The organism is Oryzisolibacter propanilivorax (assembly GCF_900103645.1).
Classification (GTDB): Bacteria; Pseudomonadota; Gammaproteobacteria; order Burkholderiales; family Burkholderiaceae_C; genus Melaminivora; species Melaminivora propanilivorax.
The window spans coordinates 130,985-149,582 of the sequence record NZ_FNHP01000004.1 but is presented as its reverse complement, the minus strand read 5'-3'; the positions used below and the strand labels follow the sequence as shown (position 1 = coordinate 149,582).

Sequence of the window (18,598 nt, the reverse complement as noted above, 5' to 3'; positions counted from 1 at the left end):
AAGCCGGCGCCCGCAACGGGCGCCGGTTGGCTTTTGCCGGATGCTGCCGCTTACTTGGCCAGCGACGGAATGCGCAGCTTCTGGCCTGGGTAGATCTTGTTCGGGTCGCTCAGCATGGGCTTGTTGGCCTCGAAGATCAGGTTGTACTTGTTGGCATCGCCGTAGAACTTCTTGGCGATGGCCGACAGCGTGTCGCCGCTGACCACGTCGTGGTACTGCGCCTCGGGCTCGGGGTTGGTCACGCTCATCTGGTTGTCCACGCTGGTCACGTGCGCCACGTTGCCGCAGCACAGGGTGACCTTTTCCTTGGCCGCCTGCGTGGGTGCGGTGCCGCTCACGGTGACCTTGCCTTGGTTGCCGTCGAACTGCACCTTGACGTTGGACACGCCCAGGTTCTGCGAGGCGATGTAGGTCTCGATGGCCTTGCCGGCGCGGGCGTTGAGGTCGTCCTGCGAAGGCGCGGCAGCGGCCGCGGGCGCTGCGCCAGGGCTGGCCGGGGCCGGTGCCGGCGCGGCATGTGCTTCCTTGCCGCCGAACAGCTTTTCCCCGGCTTCCTTGACGAAACTGAAAAGACCCATGATGGACTCCTTGTGGTTGAGGCAAAAACATGCGCGTCGCATGTCGCGCGGCCACTGTAGCCACTGCCGTGGCGGCGGCGCTGTCGGACAGGCGCCCGAAGCGGGCCGGCCGGTGGCATCCGGCATGTTTCGCCCCGGGCCGGAGAGGCCGGCGGCGTTGCCATAATCCGCGCCATGACATTCCTGGCCATCGACGTCGGCAACACCCGCCTGAAATGGGCCGTGTTCGATCAGGCGCGCCCGGGCGCCGCGCTGCTGGAGCATGGCGTCGAGTTCCTGGACCATATCGAACGCCTGTCCGAAGGCCCGTGGGCGCGGCTGGCGCCGCCGCGGCACATGCTGGGCTGCGTTGTCGCGGGCGACACCGTGCGCCGGCGCGTGGCCGAACAGATGGAGCTGTGGGACGTGCCGCCGCGCTGGGTCGTGCCCGCCGCCGAGGAGGCCGGGGTGGTCAATGGATACGACCATCCTTCGCGCCTGGGCGCCGACCGCTGGGTGGCCATGATCGGCGCGCGCCACCGCGTGCTGGCGCAGGGGGCGGCGCGGCCGCTGGTGCTGGTGATGGTCGGCACGGCGGTCACGGTGGAGGCGCTGGACGCCTCGGGCCGTTTCCTGGGCGGCTTCATCCTGCCGGGCCACGGCATCATGCTGCGCGCGCTGGAGGCCGGCACCGCCGGCCTGCATGTGCCCACCGGCGAGGTGCGGCCCTTTCCGTCCAACACCAGCGACGCGCTGACCAGCGGCGGCACCTACGCGATCGCCGGCGCGGTGGAGTGCATGGTCCAGCACCTGCTGGCGCACTGCGGCCAGGAGCCGGCGTGCATCATGACCGGCGGCGCCGGCTGGAAGATGGCGCCGAGCATGACGCGTCCCTTCGAGCTGGTGGAAAACCTGATCTTCGACGGCCTGCTGGAAATCACCGCGCACCGCTGGGCCGACGCGCCCGCCTGAGCCTGGGCGGCCCCGTGCGGGGGCAATGGGATAATCACGCGTTTTGCCCGCGCCCCGGCGGGCGCGCTGCGAAAGAGCTCCATCCATGATTCTCGTGACTGGCGGCGCCGGCTTCATCGGCGCCAACTTCGTGCTCGACTGGCTGGCCCAGTGCGACGAGCCCGTGCTCAACCTGGACAAGCTGACCTACGCCGGCAACGTGCACAACCTGGACAGCCTGAGCCAGGACACACGCCACACCTTCGTCCAGGGCGACATCGCCGACCGCACGCTGCTGGACCGCCTGCTGGCCCAGCACCGCCCGCGCGCCGTGGTCAACTTCGCCGCAGAGAGCCACGTCGACCGCTCCATCCACGGCCCCGAGGACTTTATCCAGACCAACGTGGTCGGTACCTTCCGGCTGCTGGAGGCCGTGCGCCAGCACTGGAGCGGGCTGCCTGCGATGGAAAAGGAAGCCTTCCGCTTCCTGCACGTTTCCACCGACGAGGTCTACGGCACGCTCGAGCCCGAGGCCCCGGCCTTCACCGAGACGCACAACTACGAGCCCAACAGCCCGTACTCGGCCAGCAAGGCCGCCAGCGACCACCTGGTGCGGGCCTGGCACCATACCTATGGCCTGCCGGTGCTGACTACCAACTGCAGCAACAACTACGGCCCCTACCACTTCCCGGAAAAACTCATTCCGTTGGTCATCGTCAACGCGCTGGCCGGCAAGCCGCTGCCGATCTACGGCGACGGCCGCCAGATCCGCGACTGGCTGTACGTGCGCGACCACTGCAGCGCCATCCGCCGAGTGCTGGAGGCCGGCCGCCTGGGCGAGACCTACAACGTCGGCGGCTGGAACGAATCGGCCAACATCGACATCGTGCGCCTCATCTGCAGTCTGCTGGACGAGCTGCGCCCGCGCGCCGATGGCCAGAGCTACGCCGCGCAGATCACCCACGTCACCGACCGACCCGGCCACGACCGGCGCTACGCCATCGATGCGCGCAAGCTCGAGCGCGAGCTGGGCTGGAAGCCGGCCGAGACCTTCGAGACCGGCATCCGAAAAACCGTGCAGTGGTACCTGGAACACCCCGAATGGGTGGCGCAGGTGCAGTCCGGCGCCTACCGCGACTGGGTGCAAAAGCAGTACCAGAGCGCCTGAAGGAGCGAGCGCCATGCACATCCTGCTATTAGGCTGCGGCGGCCAGGTCGGCTGGGAGCTGCAGCGCAGCCTGGCCGTGCTGGGCCGCGTCACCGCGCTGGACCATGACAGCACGCAGCACTGCGGCGACTTCGCCAACCCGCAAGGCGTGCGCGAGACGCTGCGGGCGCTGCGCCCCGATGTCATCGTCAACGCCGCCGCGCACACCGCCGTCGACAAGGCCGAGAGCGAACCCGAGCTGGCGCAGCTGCTCAACGCCACCACGCCCGGCGTGCTGGCCGAGGAGGCCGCGCGCACAGGCGCCTGGCTCATCCACTACAGCACCGACTACGTCTTCGACGGCAGTGGCGAGCGGCCGTGGACAGAAGCAGACACGCCCGCGCCGCTGTCCGTCTACGGCGCGACCAAGCTGGAGGGCGAGCGGCTGATCCAGGCCTCGGGCTGCCGCCACCTGATCCTGCGCACCAGCTGGGTCTACGCCGCGCGCGGCGGCAACTTCGCCAGGACGATGCTGCGCTTGGCCAGCGAGCGCGAACGCCTGACGGTGATCGACGACCAGTGGGGCGCGCCCACCGGCGCCGACCTGCTGGCCGACGTGACGGCGCACGCCATCCGGCACCTGCAAACGCGGCCCGAGGATGGCGGCCTTTACCACTGCGTGGCGGGCGGCGCGACCAACTGGCATTCCTATGCGAAATACGTGCTGGCCCAGGCACAGCAAGGGCCTGCAGCTATCGAATTGAAAGCAACCGAGGTGGCGCCGGTGCCCACCAGCGCCTTCCCCACGCCGGCGCGGCGCCCGCACAACTCGCGCCTGGACACGCACAAGCTGCAGTCCACCTTCGGCCTGCAGCTGCCGCCGTGGCAGCAGGGCGTGGCGCGCATGCTGGCCGAGATTCTCTGAAAACGCTTCCTTTCCCCCGCACATGACTTCCACACGCAAAGGCATCATCCTCGCCGGCGGCTCCGGCACGCGGCTGCACCCGGCGACGCTGGCCATCAGCAAGCAGCTGCTGCCGGTCTATGACAAGCCGATGATCTACTACCCGCTGTCCACGCTGATGCTGGCCGGCATCCGCGAGATCCTGATCATCAGCACCCCGCAGGACACGCCGCGCTTCGAGCAGCTGCTGGGCGACGGCAGCCAGTGGGGCCTTGATCTGCAATACGCCGTGCAGCCCAGCCCCGATGGGCTGGCGCAGGCCTTCCTGATCGGCGAGCAATTCCTGGCGGGCAGCTGCAGCGCGCTGGTGCTGGGTGACAACATCTTCTACGGCCACGACTTCCACGAGCTGCTGGACAACGCCCACTGCCGCGAGGGCGGCGCCAGCGTCTTCGCCTACCACGTGCACGACCCCGAGCGCTACGGCGTGGCCGAGTTCGATGGTGCAGGCAAGGTGCTGAGCCTGGAGGAAAAGCCGGCAGTTCCGAAGAGCAGCTACGCCGTCACCGGCCTGTACTTCTACGACGAACAGGTGGTGGAGCTGGCCAAATCGCTCAAGCCCTCGCCGCGCGGCGAACTGGAGATCACCGACCTCAACCGGCTGTACCTGGAGCGCGGCCAGTTGCAGGTGGAAATCATGGGGCGGGGCTATGCCTGGCTCGATACCGGCACGCACGAGAGCTTGCTGGACGCCGGCCAGTTCATCGCCACCCTGGAGCAGCGCCAGGGCCTGAAGATCGCCTGCCCCGAGGAGATCGCCTGGCGCGCCGGCTGGATCGACAACGCGCAATTGCAGCGCCTGGCGCAGCCCCTGGCCAAGAACGGCTATGGGCAGTACCTGCAGCGGCTGCTGAAGGAAAAGGTGTACTGACATGCAAGCCACCCGACTGGCCATCCCCGAGGTGGTGCTGATCCAGCCCAAGGTCTTCGGCGACGCGCGCGGCTTCTTCTTCGAGAGCTTCAACCAGCGCGCCTTCAACGAGGCGACCGGCACCGACCACCAGTTCGTGCAGGACAACCACAGCCGAAGCAGCCGCGGCGTGCTGCGCGGCCTGCACTACCAGCTGCACCAGCCCCAAGGCAAGCTGGTGCGCGTGGCGCGCGGGCGGGTGTGGGACGTGGCGGTGGACATCCGCCGCGGCTCGTCCACCTTCGGCCAGTGGGTCGGCGCCGAACTGTCCGAGGACAACCAGCACCAGCTGTGGGTGCCGCCGGGCTTCGCGCACGGCTTCGTCGTGCTCTCGGACAGCGCCGACTTCCTTTACAAGACCACCGACTACTACGCCCCCGAGCACGAGCGCTGCATCGCCTGGAACGACCCACAGCTGGCCATTGCCTGGCCCGACGCCGGCGTGCCGGTGCAGCTGTCGGCCAAGGACCAGGCCGGCCGATCGCTGGCCGAGGCCGATCTTTGAGCGCAGCCGGCGCGGCGCCGGCGCCACTGCTGCGCGTCGCCATCCTGGGCACGCGCGGCATCCCGGCCGGCTACGGCGGCTTCGAGACCTTTGCCGAGCAGCTGGCCGTGCGTCTGGCCGCGCGCGGGCACCACATCACCGTCTATGCCGAGGCCGACGGGCGCGCGCCCGGCCTGGACCGGCAGTACCACGGCGTGCGCGTGCGCCAGCGCCGCCGCCCGCACTGGGGCCCGGCCTCGACCCTGGCGTACGACTGCGCCTGCCTGTGGGACGCGCGCCGCGGCCATGACCTGGTCTACATGCTGGGTTACGGCGCCGCCTGGGCCTGCTGGCTGCCGCGCGCCTTTGGCGGCACGCCGGTTTGGATCAATGTCGATGGCCTGGAGTGGGCGCGCAGCAAGTGGGGCCCGGGCGCGCGCCTGTATCTACGCGCGATGGAATGGCTGGCCACGCGCAGCGCCACGCGGCTGATCGCCGACGCCCGGGCGATCGCCGAGCGCATGCGCACGCGCTACCCGCGCGGCGCGCCGTGCAGCTTCGCCGCCTACGGCGCCGAGGAAGGCGCGCGGCCACAGCCGGAAGACGCCGCACTGCTGGCGCGCTGGGGCCTGCACAGCGGCGGCTACCTGCTGGCGGTGGCCCGTCCCGAGCCGGAAAACCATGTGCTGGAGATCATCGAGGGCTGCCTGGCGCAGCCCGGCGCGCTGCCGCTGGTGGTGGTCGGCGACGTGCAGGGCCGCACGCCCTACCAGCGCCGGCTGCTGGCGCACGCCAGTGAGCGGGTGCGCTTCGTGGGCGGGGTGTACCAGCCGGCGCAGCTGCGCTGCCTGCGCCTGCATGCCGCCGCGCATCTGCACGGGCATTCGGTGGGTGGCACCAACCCGTCGCTGCTCGAAGCGCTGGCCTGCGGCAATTGGGTCATCGCCCATGACAACCCTTTCAATCGCGAGGTGGCGCGCGACGCGGCCGACTACTTCGGCACGCCGGCGGAGCTAGCCCGGGCGCTGGCGCGCCACGCCGGCGCCCTTGACGCCGAGCGCACGCGCCGCAGCGCCCTGGCGCGCGCCATCGTCGCCCAGCACTACACCTGGGAACACATCACCGACCGCTATGAAGCCTTGATGCAGGCCCAGCGCGCCGGCGATCTGGCCGCGCTGGCGCGCATGGAGGCGCCGGCGTGACGGACACCATCGATGTGCTGCTGGCTACCTACAACGGCGCGCGCCACCTGGACGCGCAGCTGCAGTCGCTGCTGGAGCAGACGCACCAGGATTTCCGCGTGCTGGTCAGCGACGACGGCTCCAGCGACGGCACGCAGGCGCTGCTGCAGGGCTGGCGCGCGCACTTCGGCGGCCGGCTGGTGCTGCTGGACAACCCCGCGCCCGGGCGCGGGGTGGCACGCAATTTCGAGTTCCTGTTGCAGGCCAGCCTGCAGGACGGCATCGCCGGCTGCATGGCCTTCTGCGACCAGGACGACGTCTGGCTGCCGGACAAGCTGGCCGTACTGCTGCAGGCGCTGCGCCGGCTGCAGGCGGACGTGGGTGAGCACCAGCCCTGCCTGGTGCACTGCGACCTGGCGGTGGTGGATGGTCAGTTGGCGCCGCTGCACCCGTCGTTCGCGCGCCACCAGCGCTATGACCCGGCGCACTGCAGCGACACCACGCTGCTGAGCATCAACCAGGTCACCGGCTGCGCCATGCTGGTCAGCCGCACGTTGGCATGCCAGGCGCTGCCGCTGCCGCCCGAGGCGGTGATGCACGACTGGTGGTGCGCCCTGCTGGCCGCCGGCGGCGCGCGGCGCTTCGTCGACCACCCGCTGGTGCTGTACCGCCAGCACGGGGCCAACCAGCTGGGCGCCAAGGGGCGCGGTCTGGGCAGCCGGGTGCTGCGGCTGTTGCGCGATGGGCCGGCGGTGGTGCGCCGCGTGCGCGCCTTGGGGCAGGCCACGACGGCCCAGGCGCTGGCGCTGCAGGCGCGGCTGCGGCGCGAGGGGCGGCCGACGGGGTGGGTGCAGGACTATCTGGATTGGCGCGCGCGGCGGCTGTGGTGGCGGCTGGCGGGGGGGCGGCGGCACTATCCTGGGCCGGTGCTGGATCGGGTGAGTCGTTTGTTGCTGTGGTGATGGGGCTGGAGTTTTGTCGGTTGCTGTATTCCTGATTTGATAGCTGATTGCCCTTTATTTGCGTGGGCTTCCAGCTGTTTTGGTTGGTTTTTTGGCTTTGACTGCGAGGCCGGGACTCGCCCCGGCGGGCGACTCACTTTTCTTGCTCGCACAAGAAAAGTGAGCAAAAGAAGTGCGCCCCCGCAGGCTGCGTCCCCCACGCTGTCGCGTGGGGGCAACCTGTCTCGGGGCACTGGCGGGGTGCGCTGCGGAACTCACTGCGCTGCTGCGCAGCTCCGTTCAAACAACCGCAGCGAGCCAGATGACGAAGCATGGGCGCACCTGCGCCCATGCCACCCCGCCAGCGCCCCGAGACAGGCGCGGCCTTGAAGGGGTGGGAGGAGGAAACGGGAGCGGAAGAAAGAAAGAGGGAAGAACCAGCCGCGCTGACGGGTCTTCACTCCCTCTCCCGCAGGGCGGGAGAGGGCTGGGGTGAGGGCGGGAAGCCTTGCATAGGCGCCGCGCCCGAACTCTCGCCCCCTCACCCCAGCCCTCTCCCCCTGAAGGGGGCGAGGGAGCAAGAGGGGGTGGAAACGTCGCCCGCCCATACCAGGCCGCGCGCAGCGCCGGCCCGAATCGTCTCCCTGACTTCCCCCCTTGTGCCCGTACCGAGCATCGCAGGCTGCCCTGTAGCGCAGCGAAGGGGCTACGGGCACCGGGGGCGCGCACTTCTTTTGCCTCCTTTTCCTGTATGCAAGCAAGAAAAGGAGGTTGCCCGCCGGGGCGGGTCGCGGCCTCGCAGTCAAAGCCGGAAAACCAACCAAAACAGCCTGAAGCCCAAGCAAGTAAAGGGCAATCAGCTATCTAAAATATAGCAAAAAGCTCAAGAAGTCCTCACTGCCCTTCACTGCGGCAGCATGTCTTGGAACGGCTGGGGCTGCGGGCGAGGCACACGCGGCAACGCGGGCGGCGCCGCTGGCGCACGCAGGTCGGGCGTGTTGTTCTTGGCCAGCAGGCCCTGCAGCTGTTGCACGCTGGCTTGAAAGGACTCGGCCAGACGCTCGCCCTCCTCACGCGTGTTCACGACGTAGGGGGTGATGGTGATCAGCAGCTCGGTCTTGGTGCGCCTCTTGGACGTGGTGCCAAAAAGAGCGCCGACGACCGGCACATCCTTGAGGATGGGCACGCCCGACACACCGTCGTTATTGCGGTCCTCAATGAGGCCGGCCAGCATGATGGTCTTGCCGTTCTCCACCGTCGCATCGGTAGTCACCTTGCGCTTTTGGAAGCTCGGATACTCGGAGCCACCGGCGGAGATCCGATTGCCCAGGCTGCTGACCTCCTGGGAGATGCTCAGAGCCACTTGGCCCGTCGCGGTGATGCTCGGCTTGACCTCCAGCAGGATGCCGGTGGGCCGGTACTGCACCGAGTTGGAGGTGGAAAAGGAACTACCCGTCAATAGCCCGCCGCTGGTGGGCGTGGAGACGGTTTGCGTGATGATCGGTACCTCATCGCCCACTTCGACGCGCGCGACCTTGCCGTCGCTGGCCAGCACGTGTGGCGTCGACAGCACGTTCACGTCGGTGTCCTGGCTAAGCACATTCAGCATGCCGATGACCTGTCCGGCGCTGCCGAACACGGCGTAGTTCAGGCCTGACTTGATGTCGTTGGTGGCCGTAGGCGTGGCGCCTGGGCTGGCGACGGCGAGGGTCCTGTCGGCGTTGCTCAGGCCCACATAGCCCGGCCAGCTGTTGCCGCTGTGGCTCAGGACCGACTTCAGCCACCACTCCACGCCGTACTGCAGCGCGTCGGTCAGCACCACCTCGGCCACCATGACCTGCACCATCACCTGGCGCGCGCGGTTGTCCAGACGCTCCAGCACCTTGCGGATCTGCTGGTAGTCCTGCGCCGAGGCGCGTACCACCAAGGTGTTGGTGACTTCGTCTGGAATGACCTGCACCGTGCCCGACAGGCCGCGACCGGAACCCGCCTGCCCGGCCTGGCCCGGCACGCTGCCGCGTTCGATGGTGCGTGTGGCGGCGTTGGTTGTCTGCGCGCCCGCCGCGCCCCCGGTCGCACCCAGCCCGGTGGCGCCCGCTGCCGCACCCAGTCCGCCCGCGCCGCTGCCAGCGCTGCCCGCGAATGCCGTGGAGTTGGCAGACGGCAGACCTGCCGCACCCTGGTTGGCGTTGTTCTGCGCCGGCGGCGTGCCGCCGAAGATCTGCGTCACCAAGTTGGCCAAGTGCACGGCGTTGCTGTTGGCCACCGGGTAGATGTGCACGTAGGCGCCCAGGCCGTCCTGGGGCTCGGCGTCCAGGGTCTTGATCCACTGCTCGGCGGCCTGCATGACGCGCTCGTTGCTGGTGGCCACCAGCAGCGCGTTCATGCGCGCCACGGGCAGGAAGTAAGCTTTGGCGGCGTCGGTGCCGGTCCAGTTGAACAGGCCCGAGGTCTTGAACAGGCCCTCCAGTTCCTTGGCAACCTCGGCGGCCTCGGCGTGGCGCAGCGTCACCAGGCGGATGTTGACCTGCGCCAGGTAGTCGGCGTCCAGGGTGCGCACCATGTCCACGATCTTCTCGACGTTGGCGGCGCGGTCCACCACGATCAGGTGGCGGTTGGTCGGGTCGTTGGTGATGGCCGCCTGCGGGCCGACGAAGTTGCGCAGTGTGTTGACCATCTGGCTGGCCTGCACGAACTGCAGCGGGATGATCTGCATGACCACCGACGCCGGGCCCACGCCGGTCTGGCCCACGGCGTCGCGCGAGGCGTTGGCGTCGCGCACCACCTTGTATACCTTGCCCTGGCGCACGATGGCGATATTGGCCGTGGACAGGGCCGTCTCCAGCGTGCTGAAGATGTCGGCCATGCTGATGGCGCCGGTGCTCTTGAGCGTGATGCGCCCCTGCACCGATGGGTCGATGATGTAGTCCAGCTTCAGGATGTCGCCCAGGATCACCTGGATCACGTCGTACAGGTCGGCGTTGTCGAACTTCAGCGTCACGCCGGGGTTGGGCGTGGTGCTCAGCTGCACGGACGGGTTGGGGGTGGCCGCCACGGTGCGCGGGGGCGCCAGTGTCGGCGCAGGTGCCTGGACGTCGGGCACCGGGCTGGCCGGCTGTGCCAGCCCCATGGGGGCGGCGGGAGCCGGCGTCTGGGCGGGTGCCGGCGTGCCGGTGTTCGCTGGCTGCAGCGGCTGCACCACAGCGGGTGCTGGCGCGGCGGCTGGCGGGCGCGGGGCGGACAGCATGCCGCCGAACGGGTTCACCGGTTGCTGTGCCCAGGCGGCCGGGATGGGGGCGAGCACCAGCGCCGGCGCGAGCAGGCCGGCCACGGTGAGCTTGAGGAGCGACGGAGCGGAAGATGGAGTCATTGTCACGGTCGAAAAATCGGGCTCTACGGCTTGGCGACGGCCTTGCCGGCGGTGTCGGCAGCGGGCTCGGGCGGGACGGGGGCATGCACGCCGGCGAAGCGGGCGGTCACGGCCAGCTGCTGGCTGCCGCGGGCTGGGTCGGGCACCACGCGCAGCTCGATGGCCTGCACCTGCATCAGCCGGGGCGCGGACGCCAGGGCGGCCTGCAGGCGCGGCAGTTGCTGCGGCACGGCGGTGAAGCGGGCGCTGATCTCGATGCGGCCGGCGCCGGCCCTGGTGGGCGCCAGCGGTTCGGAAAACTCGATATTTTCCATATAAAGCGAGCGCAGCAGCGTATCCAAAGCTGACTGCAGCGCCGCCAGGGCCTGCTGCGGGTCTTCTTCGGCGAACAGGCGTGGCGCCAGCGCGGCGTGGGGGGCGGCCAACTCGTCGTGGCTGCGCTGCACCTTGGCATTCAGGCGCAGCACCTCCTGGTCGCGCTCGCGCTGGGCCTGCAGGTCGGCGGCCTGCTCGCGGTGCTCCAGGTAGTCGCCCAGGTACTGGTCAGCCAGCGTGGCCAGCAGCAGCACCACGATGAAGGGCAGGGCGAAGTAGCGGATGCCGTGCTGCCGGTGCAGGCGTTTCAGGTCGCGTTTCATGTTCCGGGCTCCCGGGCCGGCGGAGTGGGGGCGGCGACAGGCTCGGGCGGTAGCCGCGTGGCCTGCAGGTGGATGGCCGGATCGGTGCCGGTGAGGAAGTCGGGTACCGGCAGGTCCTCCAGCGGCCCGTAGCCCGGCAGCCCTTGCTGGCGCAGCTCCTGCACACTGGCGTCGTTGCCGGTCCCGGCAAAGGCCAGACTGCGTGTGTCACTGCGCACATACAGCAGCGTGGCAGGCGGCGGTGGAAAGCGCGAAGTGATCTGCGCCAGGCCGTACATCGCGCCATCGTCCTGCTGCAGCGCGCGCGCGGCCTGGTCGGCGTCGGACATGCGCAGGGTCAGGGTCTTGAGCGCACGCGCCGCCGCCACGCGCGACGCATCGCGGCGCACGGCCGTGCTGTCCTCTTCGATTTGCTGGCGCAGCTGGCCGTCGTGCCAGATCACCGCGCCCAGGGCGAGCATCCCCGCCAGACCCAGGCCCAGGCTGAGCGCCTTCAACGTGCCAGCCAGCTCCTCGTGCGTGGCACGGATGGCGATGCCCTCCGAATCCGAGCCCCACAGCTGCCACAGGCGTTCACCCTCGCCGGTCGCCTGCAGGGCCTGCCAGCGCAGGCCTGCAATGTCCGGCTGCGGCTGCCGGGCCATCAGCAGGGTGGCGGGACTGTCGGCAGGCGGCTGCAGTGCCGCCAGTTCGGCACTGACCACGCCGGGCAGCGCCTCGCCCTGGTCGGCGGACATCAGCACGCGCGAGCGCAGCAGGCCGCCGCTGGCGCTGTACATGTGCAGAAAGGTTTGCGGCTGCGGCGTGGCCAGCTCCTCTATCACCACTTTCAGGCCGCCTGCGGCACGCGCGGCTTCGCGCTGGAACAGCTGCCCGCGGGCGTACAGCTCGACGAGCTCCAGCCGACACTGCTCGCTGATGCGCTCGATCTCGGCCAGCCAGTCCTTGTGGATCCACAGCACGCCACCGGCCGCACCGCGTGCGAACAGGTCTGGCTGGGTGCGTACGTCCGAGGGGGCGAAGGGCAGCAATGCCGTGGCCGGAGTGCCGGGCTGCGCTGGGGCGGCGATGCCCAGGATGTCGCCGGACAACACCCAGTGCACGCGCGTGCCCGAAGGCAGGCGCCACTGCTGCACGCACTGCTGCAAGTGCTCGTGCACGCTGGCCAGGGAGGCATCGCCCGCCGGCAGCGCGCGCTGCGCGTCGTGCCGGCGGCGCCAGCCCAGAGGGCCGCGCTGCAGGTGCAGCAGGTGCAGGCATTCGGGGGTCAGCGACAGCACCAGCTGGTGCTGCCTCAGGCCTGGGAACGTGCGGTTGCGCATGGAAGGAAAAGGAAAGGAAGAAGAAAGGGCGGGGCCGTTCGGGCAGCGACGGCGTCAGCGCCCGGGAATCCCTGGGTCGGGCCATTGGTCCACCACAGCGAACCGGCCATTCTCGCCGGCAATCAGCGCCACCAGCTCGGAGCCGCTGGCGGCAGCGTCCGCCATGCGCAGCCGGGCCTGGACCGCCATGACCGGACCGCCAGGGGGATAGGCGTCCAGACCGGTGCCCTGCAGCCACAGCTGCGCCTGCTGCACGGGGATGGGGCCGGCAGCGCGCAGCGCGGCCAGCTGGCGCAGGTGTTCGGGTGTGACGTTGGCGCCCAGTGCCTGGATCACCGGCAACGGAGTGCGGTCCAGGTTCACACGCTTGCTGCCAGTGCCCACCACCACCAGCGCGCCCAGGCCGGGCAGCTCGCGCGCCGGGTCGCCGTAGGCCAGCGCCGCCGGGATCTCGCGCCACTGCAGCAGCTCCTGCAGGCTGGTGAAGCCGCGCCCGCCGCGCAGCGCGGCCAGCTGCTGGCGCAGGGCATACAGCTGCGTTGCCAGGCGCTGCGCACTGTCCGCGTTGGCGGCGCCGGCGAGCAGCAGCAGGCGTTGCCATTCGGCCTGGGTCAACAGGTTGGCGTCGGGCAGGCCGCTGACATCGTGCAGGCGGACCTGCACGCTCAGGCCGTCCAAGCGCACCCGCTGCTCGCCAGCGTCGGGGCGCCACAGCGGCCAGTCGCGCAGCAGCGCGTCGTCCGGCTTGAGCCGCAGCGCATCCACCGCCTGGGTGATGGCTAGCTGGGCAGCCACCTCTTGGGCGGCGCCCTGCAGGGCGTAGTGCTGGCGCAGGCGGGTTTTTTCATGCGTCAGCAACTGGGTGTCCAGGCGCAGGCCGACGCTGCTGCCCAACACCACCGTCGCCACCACGGCCAGCAGTCCGAGCACGAACAGCAACACATAGCCGCGCGGTCGCAGTGGCCTTGCTGCAGCACGTCGCATGGGCAGACGCTTGCGCATTCCAGTCATCGCGGCTGCTCCGGCTTGGACCGGGCGGTGTAGACCACGGGCGGCATGTCCTCGCGCAGGCCCGACAGTGCCAGTCGCATGAGCTGGGGTGCCGGCTGGTTTTCTTCCCAGCGCGTCTGCCAGCGGGTGTGCTCCTGCCCGTCGGCGCCGCGCAGGCGCGCCAGGAAGGAAAACGCACAGCTGCGCAGGCCGGTGGCCAGCACCTGCCGATCCTGCCAGCGCGGCGGCCCTTGCGTGGACGGCGCCGCGCCGTCGAGGGGCAGGAAACGGATGAAATGCAGCAGTTCGAGCGCGCCCGACGGTGCGATCTCGCAGGCCAGGCGCACATGCGCCAAGGCAGGCTGCGCGGCGCCGCCGCCAGTGCCTATCGGGTGCAGGGTGTCGAATTCCAGCGAGCGGCCGTCCGAACGCACCGCCTTGCCGCGTGCCGCCCATTCGTGGCGCAGCACGCGCTCGGCCGCGCGCACGTCGGCACGCGCATCGGCGCGCTGAGCGCTGCGCTGGCGAAAGTCCAGCATGCCCGACAGCGCCGAAGCGCCGATCAGTGCCACCAGCGACGCGATGGCCAGGGCAATGATCAGCTCCAGCAGGGTGAAGCCCGCCATGGGCGCGGGTGAGGAGCGTCCCATCATTGCGTGACGCCCTGCGCCGCAGCCGCCGGTGAGGGCTGGCCGGGCGCCGGCGCGCCTCCTGACGCAGCCGGCGGCGCGATGGCGCGCAGGGTGGACAGGCGGTAGGACTGCTGCGCGTCCTTGGGGCCCCAGAACACCTCGATCTCGACATGCTCCAGCTGCTGCTGGAATTGGGGCAGGCGGGCGCGCTGCGCGTCGTTCAGCAGCTGCACCGGCGTCTGGCGCAGCCGGTAGCCGAATTCCTGGCCGGCATAGCGCTCTTCCCCAGGATCGGCGGCGATCTGGAAATCTGGCTGTGCCAGCGCTTCGTCCAGCTTGGCGCGTGCCAGCTGCAGGGCAGCGGTGTGCACCGCTAGGCGGTCCTCTGTGCGCGCACTGCCCGAGATGGTGGTGAACGCCAGGGCCAGGCCGACACCCACCAGCGTCATGGCCACCAGCACCTCCAGCAACGTGAAGCCGCGCTGCCGGGGGCGGCACGCGTCACGAACTGGCCGCTGCAATCGGAAGCCTTTCGATGCGTCCACTGATGGACTGCAGGCGGAATTGCGCACGTTCACCCGAGGGCGTCTGCATGACGAAGGCCGCCTGGTACATGGTGCCATCGGGTAAGAACACCAGCCGCAGCGGTTTGTCATCCTGGCCGGGCTCGGGTTGCCAGGCATAGCCCGCGGGCAGCGTCAAGGATGCCGCGGCGGGGCTGCTGAGCGTACCGGAGTCGAAGTCCAGTGTGGCCGTTACGGGGCGCTCGGCCAGCACTGCCTTGTTGCGCAGCCGCTGCAACTGCTGCTGGGTGCGGTCCAACCATTGCCGCTCCTGCATGCGCGAGGACAGCCGGTCCACCGAGGCGATGGCCAGCCCGGTGCCGATGCCCACCAGCACCAGCACCAACAGCAATTCCAGCAGGGAAAAGCCGCCCGCCGCGGCGCGTCGCGTCATGTCAGGGCCCGGGGCCGCGCCAGCCGCGGGTCATTCCCAACTGTGGATGTCGGCGGCGTCGCCGCTGCCGCCTTCCTTGCCGTCCGCGCCCAGCGAGGACAGCTCGTAGTCGGCCTTCTCGCCCGGGGCCTTGTAGACGTAGCTGTTACCCCAGGGGTCCTTGTCCACGCGCTTCTTGAGGTAGGGGCCGCGCCAGCGGGCGGCGGCTTCGGTGTCGGCAGGTTTTTCCGACAGCGCGGCCAGACCCTCTTCGGTCGTGGGGTAGCGCGACATGTCCAGGCGGTAGGTGTCCAACGCCGCGCCGGCCATCTCGATCTGGGTACGCGCGGCCTTGACCTTGGAGGCGTCAAGCTGGCCGAACAGGCGCGGGCCGACCAGCGATGCCAGCAGCCCCAGAATGACCATGACGATCAGCAGCTCGATCAGCGTGAAGCCGCGCGCGCGGCGCGCCAAGGCGGAATGTTTCATAAGGGGTTGGATGCTTTCGTTGCCTTACAAAGGCATGTCGTTGATCGAAAAAATGGCCGTCAGCATGGAAATCACGATGCCGCCTATCAGCCCGCCCATGACCAGGATCATCACCGGCTCGAACAGCGCTACCAGGCTGCGCGTGGCCTTCTGGATGTCCTTCTCGTACTGGTCGGCGACGCGGATCAGCATGGTGTCGAGCGAGCCAGCTTCCTCGCCCACCGTAGCCAGCTGGCCCAGCAGCTTCGGGAACAGCGGGTCGGCGCGCACCGGCGCCGCCACGCCCTGGCCTTCCTGCACGGCGCGCACCAGGCGGTCGAGGGAGCGACGCAGCGGCAGGTGGTCGGTCAGCTCGCGCACGATGCGCATTCCGGTCAGTATCGGAACACCGCTGGCCAGCAGAGTTCCCCAGGTGCGGCAGACATGCGCCAATTGCACCTTGAGCATGAGCGACCCGATGAGTGGCAGGCGCAGCAGGGCCCGCTGCCAGCGCTCGCGCCAGGCCTCGTCGCGCAGCGCGTAGCCCACGCCAAAACCTGCTGCCGCCAGCAGCGCCAGCAGCACCAGGCCATAGCTCTTCAGGAAGTTGCCAATGCCGATCAGCACGGCGGCGGGCAGCGGCAGGGCCTGGTTCATGTCCTGGAAGATCTGACCGAACTTGGGCAGCACGAACACCGTCAGGCCCAGCAGCGCGCAGATGCCGAAGACGAACAACACCAGTGGATAGATAGACGATGTGACCAGGAACGAGCGGAACTCGATGCTGCGCGTATAGAACTCCACCAGCCGGTGCATGACCACCGGCAGCACGCCGCCTTCCTCGCCGGCGCGCACCATGTTCACGTACAGGCGCGGAAAAACGCCCGGGTGGCGCTGGAAGGCATCGGCCAGGGTGTTGCCCTTTTCCACATCCAGCACCACTTCCTGCATCACCGCGCGCAGGTGTGGTTGCTCGATGGTGCCCTGGGTGATGTGCAGGGCCCGGTCCAGCGGCAGCCCCGCGTCCAGCAGGGTTAGCAGCTGCTCGGTCGTGGCCAGCACATGCTTGATGGCCACGCGCCGGCGCCGGCCCGTGCCTGCCAGGCCCCAGGCCGCAGCGCCTGCTGGCGCTTCGGTTGTCGCCGACGGCACGCGCGCCGAGGCGGCGGGCGCCCCGGGGAGGGCGTTCGTGTCCAGCCGGGGCCGTGGCCTCATGCCAGCTCCTGACGCGTCACCCGCGCCAACTCTTCCAGCGTGGTCACGCCTTGCAGCACCTTGCGGATGCCATCGGCGCGCATGCTGCGCACCCCCTCGGCGGCGGCGACGCGGCGCACGCCCTCGGCAGGCAGCTTCTTGATGATGGCTTCCTTCACGGCGGTGCTCATCGGCAGCATTTCGTAGATGCCGGTACGGCCGATGTAGCCCGACTGTCCGCAATGATGGCACCCGCGGCCATGGAACAGTTGGGTCACCGAGCCGGCATCCACGCCTTCCTCGGCCATGAACAGGCGGTCGGCCTCGGTTGGGGGGGCGGCCTCGCGGCAGTGCGGGCAAATGACGCGCACCAGGCGCTGGGCGACGATCAGAACCACCGACGACGCAATCAGGTAACTTTCCACTCCCATGTCCATCAGCCGGTGCGGTGCACCGAAGGAGTCGTTGGTGTGCAAGGTCGATAGCACCAGGTGACCGGTCAGTGCGGACTGGATGGAAATTTCCGCCGTTTCCTGGTCGCGGATTTCGCCGACCATGATGATGTCCGGGTCCTGGCGCACGATGGAGCGCAGCGCGCTGGCGAAGGTCAGCTCGATCTGCGGCTTGACCTGGATTTGGTTGATGCCGTCGATCTGGTACTCGACGGGGTCCTCGACGGTGATGATCTTGTTTTCCGGCCGGTTCACGCGGCTTAAAGCGGCGTACAGCGTGCTGGTCTTGCCGCTGCCCGTCGGGCCGGTCACCAGAATCATCCCGTGTGGCTGGGTGACGGCGGCCTCCAGCACTTCCAGGTGGTCGGGCGCCAGGCCGAGGGACTCCAGCGTCATCAGCCCCGGGCCCTGGTCGAGCAGGCGGATGACCATGCTCTCGCCGTGCGCCGTGGGCACGGTGGACACGCGCATGTCGATCTGCCGCCCGGCCATTTCGGACTGCATGCGCCCGTCCTGGGGCAGTCGCCGCTCGGCGATGTTCATACGCGCGCGCAGCTTCAGGTGCGAGATCGCCGGGGTATACATGCGCCGCGGCGGCGACTCGGCATCGAACAGCACGCCGTCGATGCGGTAGCGCACGCGAAAGCGCTGCTGGGAAACCTCTAGGTGCAGGTCGGAGGCACGGCTTTCCACGGCGCGCAGCAGCAGCGACTGCACCAGGCGCACCACCGGCGCGTCCTCGGCCAGCGCCTTGAGGGTCTCCAGGTCGTCGTCGGTGTCGCCCTCGTCACCATCCGGGCTGTCGAAGGCCATGCCGTCCAGCGCGTCGGCGCGGTAGGCCTGCTCCAGGCCCGAGGCGATCCACTCGCGCGGCGCCAGCGACAGCTGCAGCGGCACCGGAAAGAACTGGCGCAGGGCGTCCAGTGCCGCCATCGGCACCGGCACGGCGGCTGCTACGTGCGCCGCCTCTTCGGTTACCTGCAGCGGCAGCAGGGCATGCGTGCGCAAGAACACCGGCGACAGGCCCGGCACGGTGGCAATGCCGCCCAGCGGATGGCCCATGGTATTGAGCAGCGGGGCGTGCAGGCGCTGCGAGAACTGCGCGAGCAGTTCACTCTCCTGGGTCGGAGCTGGGACGTCGGGGGGCAGGGCGCTCATGGGGTGGATGCAACTTCCGTGGGCCGCACGGGGGGGGCGGGCTGGTGCCGGCGGGGTGCCGAAGGACCCGGCGCTGCGGGCCGTGGGCAGCCGGGCATTGTAGCGATCGCGCCATTTGGAGGCATGCCTGCATGCGTGGGTGCGACAGTAGAATCACGGGTTCACATCATTCATTCAGGCGACGCCCGCCCTGGCAGGCGCTGAGGCGAGTGTCACAGGCAGCGCTGCCTGGGCCTTGCGTGCTTCCGGCTCCGTGTCCGGCAGGGCTGCGGTTGCGGCCTGTTGCTTTCTTTGCCTGCCCGC

At 69.4% G+C, this 18,598-nt stretch carries 18 protein-coding genes; 7 read left to right on the top strand and 11 right to left on the bottom strand.

The genetic code is table 11. The features are described 5' to 3' along the window. Positions 1–50: 50 nt before the first annotated feature. Positions 51–578, bottom strand: a complete 528-nt coding sequence (gene lysM, locus BLQ61_RS08320; protein ID WP_091568844.1) for a peptidoglycan-binding protein LysM — start codon at positions 576–578, stop codon at positions 51–53. A gap of 174 nt (positions 579–752) precedes the next feature. Here lysM and BLQ61_RS08315 point away from each other — a divergent pair, with 174 nt between their 5' ends. From BLQ61_RS08315 to BLQ61_RS08285, 7 genes are all read left to right on the top strand, one after another. Then, entirely contained in the window at positions 753–1,529 is a 777-nt protein-coding gene (locus BLQ61_RS08315; RefSeq protein WP_091568843.1) for a type III pantothenate kinase, read from the top strand. Positions 1,530–1,614: 85 nt separating this feature from the next. Next, positions 1,615–2,676 carry a dTDP-glucose 4,6-dehydratase gene (gene rfbB, locus BLQ61_RS08310; protein ID WP_091568841.1) on the top strand — a complete coding sequence of 354 codons (1,062 nt, stop codon included), beginning with the start codon at positions 1,615–1,617 and terminating at the stop codon, positions 2,674–2,676. A 13-nt stretch (positions 2,677–2,689) separates the two neighbouring features. Next, a complete protein-coding gene (gene rfbD / locus BLQ61_RS08305) occupies positions 2,690–3,580 on the top strand; it encodes a dTDP-4-dehydrorhamnose reductase (RefSeq protein ID WP_091568840.1) in 891 nt (296 codons plus the stop codon). 22 nt (positions 3,581–3,602) lie between these two features. Continuing rightward, a complete protein-coding gene (gene rfbA, locus BLQ61_RS08300) occupies positions 3,603–4,490 on the top strand; it encodes a glucose-1-phosphate thymidylyltransferase RfbA (protein WP_091568838.1) in 888 nt (295 codons plus the stop codon). Between the two features lies 1 nt (position 4,491). Continuing rightward, positions 4,492–5,034, top strand: coding sequence for a dTDP-4-dehydrorhamnose 3,5-epimerase (rfbC, locus tag BLQ61_RS08295; RefSeq protein ID WP_091568837.1), 543 nt, complete (start codon positions 4,492–4,494; stop codon positions 5,032–5,034). Continuing rightward, entirely contained in the window at positions 5,031–6,215 is a 1,185-nt protein-coding gene (locus tag BLQ61_RS08290) for a DUF1972 domain-containing protein (protein ID WP_091568836.1), read from the top strand. Before rfbC ends, BLQ61_RS08290 begins: the two co-directional genes overlap by 4 nt. Further along, positions 6,212–7,156, top strand: coding sequence for a glycosyltransferase family 2 protein (locus tag BLQ61_RS08285; RefSeq protein ID WP_245703919.1), 945 nt, complete (start codon positions 6,212–6,214; stop codon positions 7,154–7,156). The genes BLQ61_RS08290 and BLQ61_RS08285 overlap by 4 nt, the downstream gene beginning before the upstream one ends. Before the next feature lie 883 nt (positions 7,157–8,039). Here BLQ61_RS08285 and gspD read toward each other — a convergent pair. From gspD to BLQ61_RS08240, 10 genes are read right to left on the bottom strand one after another with little or no spacing between them, the layout of a single operon-like run. Then, the gene (gspD, locus tag BLQ61_RS08280) at positions 8,040–10,505 is read right to left on the bottom strand and encodes a type II secretion system secretin GspD (RefSeq protein ID WP_091568834.1); all 2,466 of its coding nucleotides are present in this window, start codon (positions 10,503–10,505) and stop codon (positions 8,040–8,042) included. A gap of 23 nt (positions 10,506–10,528) precedes the next feature. Then, positions 10,529–11,143 carry a hypothetical protein gene (locus BLQ61_RS08275; protein WP_091568832.1) on the bottom strand — a complete coding sequence of 205 codons (615 nt, stop codon included), beginning with the start codon at positions 11,141–11,143 and terminating at the stop codon, positions 10,529–10,531. Further along, positions 11,140–12,465 (bottom strand): hypothetical protein, encoded by a 1,326-nt coding sequence (locus tag BLQ61_RS08270; protein ID WP_091568831.1) that lies wholly within the window; start codon positions 12,463–12,465, stop codon positions 11,140–11,142. The genes BLQ61_RS08275 and BLQ61_RS08270 overlap by 4 nt, the downstream gene beginning before the upstream one ends. A 54-nt stretch (positions 12,466–12,519) precedes the next feature. Beyond that, on the bottom strand, positions 12,520–13,476 hold the full coding sequence (locus BLQ61_RS08265; protein ID WP_139182730.1) for a hypothetical protein: 957 nt from the start codon (positions 13,474–13,476) through the stop codon (positions 12,520–12,522). Beyond that, positions 13,473–14,081, bottom strand: coding sequence for a PulJ/GspJ family protein (locus BLQ61_RS08260; RefSeq protein ID WP_175488255.1), 609 nt, complete (start codon positions 14,079–14,081; stop codon positions 13,473–13,475). The genes BLQ61_RS08265 and BLQ61_RS08260 overlap by 4 nt, the downstream gene beginning before the upstream one ends. Positions 14,082–14,104: 23 nt before the next feature. Continuing rightward, a complete protein-coding gene (locus BLQ61_RS08255; RefSeq protein WP_281218498.1) occupies positions 14,105–14,632 on the bottom strand; it encodes a type IV pilus modification PilV family protein in 528 nt (175 codons plus the stop codon). Beyond that, positions 14,589–15,044, bottom strand: coding sequence for a prepilin-type N-terminal cleavage/methylation domain-containing protein (locus BLQ61_RS17580; protein WP_139182729.1), 456 nt, complete (start codon positions 15,042–15,044; stop codon positions 14,589–14,591). The genes BLQ61_RS08255 and BLQ61_RS17580 overlap by 44 nt, the downstream gene beginning before the upstream one ends. Before the next feature lie 30 nt (positions 15,045–15,074). Further along, positions 15,075–15,512: a type II secretion system major pseudopilin GspG gene (gspG, locus tag BLQ61_RS08250; RefSeq protein ID WP_091568824.1), complete on the bottom strand. Its 438-nt coding sequence runs from the start codon at positions 15,510–15,512 to the stop codon at positions 15,075–15,077. Between the two features lie 24 nt (positions 15,513–15,536). Then, complete coding sequence (locus tag BLQ61_RS08245; protein ID WP_091568823.1) at positions 15,537–16,706, bottom strand: type II secretion system F family protein; 1,170 nt, start codon at positions 16,704–16,706, stop codon at positions 15,537–15,539. Then, a complete protein-coding gene (locus BLQ61_RS08240; RefSeq protein ID WP_091568821.1) occupies positions 16,703–18,295 on the bottom strand; it encodes a GspE/PulE family protein in 1,593 nt (530 codons plus the stop codon). Before BLQ61_RS08240 ends, BLQ61_RS08245 begins: the two co-directional genes overlap by 4 nt. Positions 18,296–18,598: the final 303 nt, after the last annotated feature.

What these genes read in the sequence shown, in the direction of transcription:
- lysM (WP_091568844.1), bottom strand. Translation starts at nt 578, where the DNA reads ATGGGTCTTTTCAGTTTCGTCAAGGAAGCCGGGGAAAAGCTGTTCGGC.
- BLQ61_RS08240 (WP_091568821.1), bottom strand. Translation starts at nt 18,295, where the DNA reads ATGAGCGCCCTGCCCCCCGACGTCCCAGCTCCGACCCAGGAGAGTGAA.
- rfbC (WP_091568837.1), top strand. Translation starts at nt 4,492, where the DNA reads ATGCAAGCCACCCGACTGGCCATCCCCGAGGTGGTGCTGATCCAGCCC.
- rfbA (WP_091568838.1), top strand. Translation starts at nt 3,603, where the DNA reads ATGACTTCCACACGCAAAGGCATCATCCTCGCCGGCGGCTCCGGCACG.
- rfbD (WP_091568840.1), top strand. Translation starts at nt 2,690, where the DNA reads ATGCACATCCTGCTATTAGGCTGCGGCGGCCAGGTCGGCTGGGAGCTG.
- rfbB (WP_091568841.1), top strand. Translation starts at nt 1,615, where the DNA reads ATGATTCTCGTGACTGGCGGCGCCGGCTTCATCGGCGCCAACTTCGTG.
- BLQ61_RS08245 (WP_091568823.1), bottom strand. Translation starts at nt 16,706, where the DNA reads ATGAGGCCACGGCCCCGGCTGGACACGAACGCCCTCCCCGGGGCGCCC.
- gspG (WP_091568824.1), bottom strand. Translation starts at nt 15,512, where the DNA reads ATGAAACATTCCGCCTTGGCGCGCCGCGCGCGCGGCTTCACGCTGATC.
- BLQ61_RS08315 (WP_091568843.1), top strand. Translation starts at nt 753, where the DNA reads ATGACATTCCTGGCCATCGACGTCGGCAACACCCGCCTGAAATGGGCC.
- gspD (WP_091568834.1), bottom strand. Translation starts at nt 10,505, where the DNA reads ATGACTCCATCTTCCGCTCCGTCGCTCCTCAAGCTCACCGTGGCCGGC.
- BLQ61_RS08265 (WP_139182730.1), bottom strand. Translation starts at nt 13,476, where the DNA reads ATGACTGGAATGCGCAAGCGTCTGCCCATGCGACGTGCTGCAGCAAGG.
- BLQ61_RS08270 (WP_091568831.1), bottom strand. Translation starts at nt 12,465, where the DNA reads ATGCGCAACCGCACGTTCCCAGGCCTGAGGCAGCACCAGCTGGTGCTG.
- BLQ61_RS08260 (WP_175488255.1), bottom strand. Translation starts at nt 14,081, where the DNA reads ATGGCGGGCTTCACCCTGCTGGAGCTGATCATTGCCCTGGCCATCGCG.
- BLQ61_RS17580 (WP_139182729.1), bottom strand. Translation starts at nt 15,044, where the DNA reads ATGACGCGACGCGCCGCGGCGGGCGGCTTTTCCCTGCTGGAATTGCTG.
- BLQ61_RS08275 (WP_091568832.1), bottom strand. Translation starts at nt 11,143, where the DNA reads ATGAAACGCGACCTGAAACGCCTGCACCGGCAGCACGGCATCCGCTAC.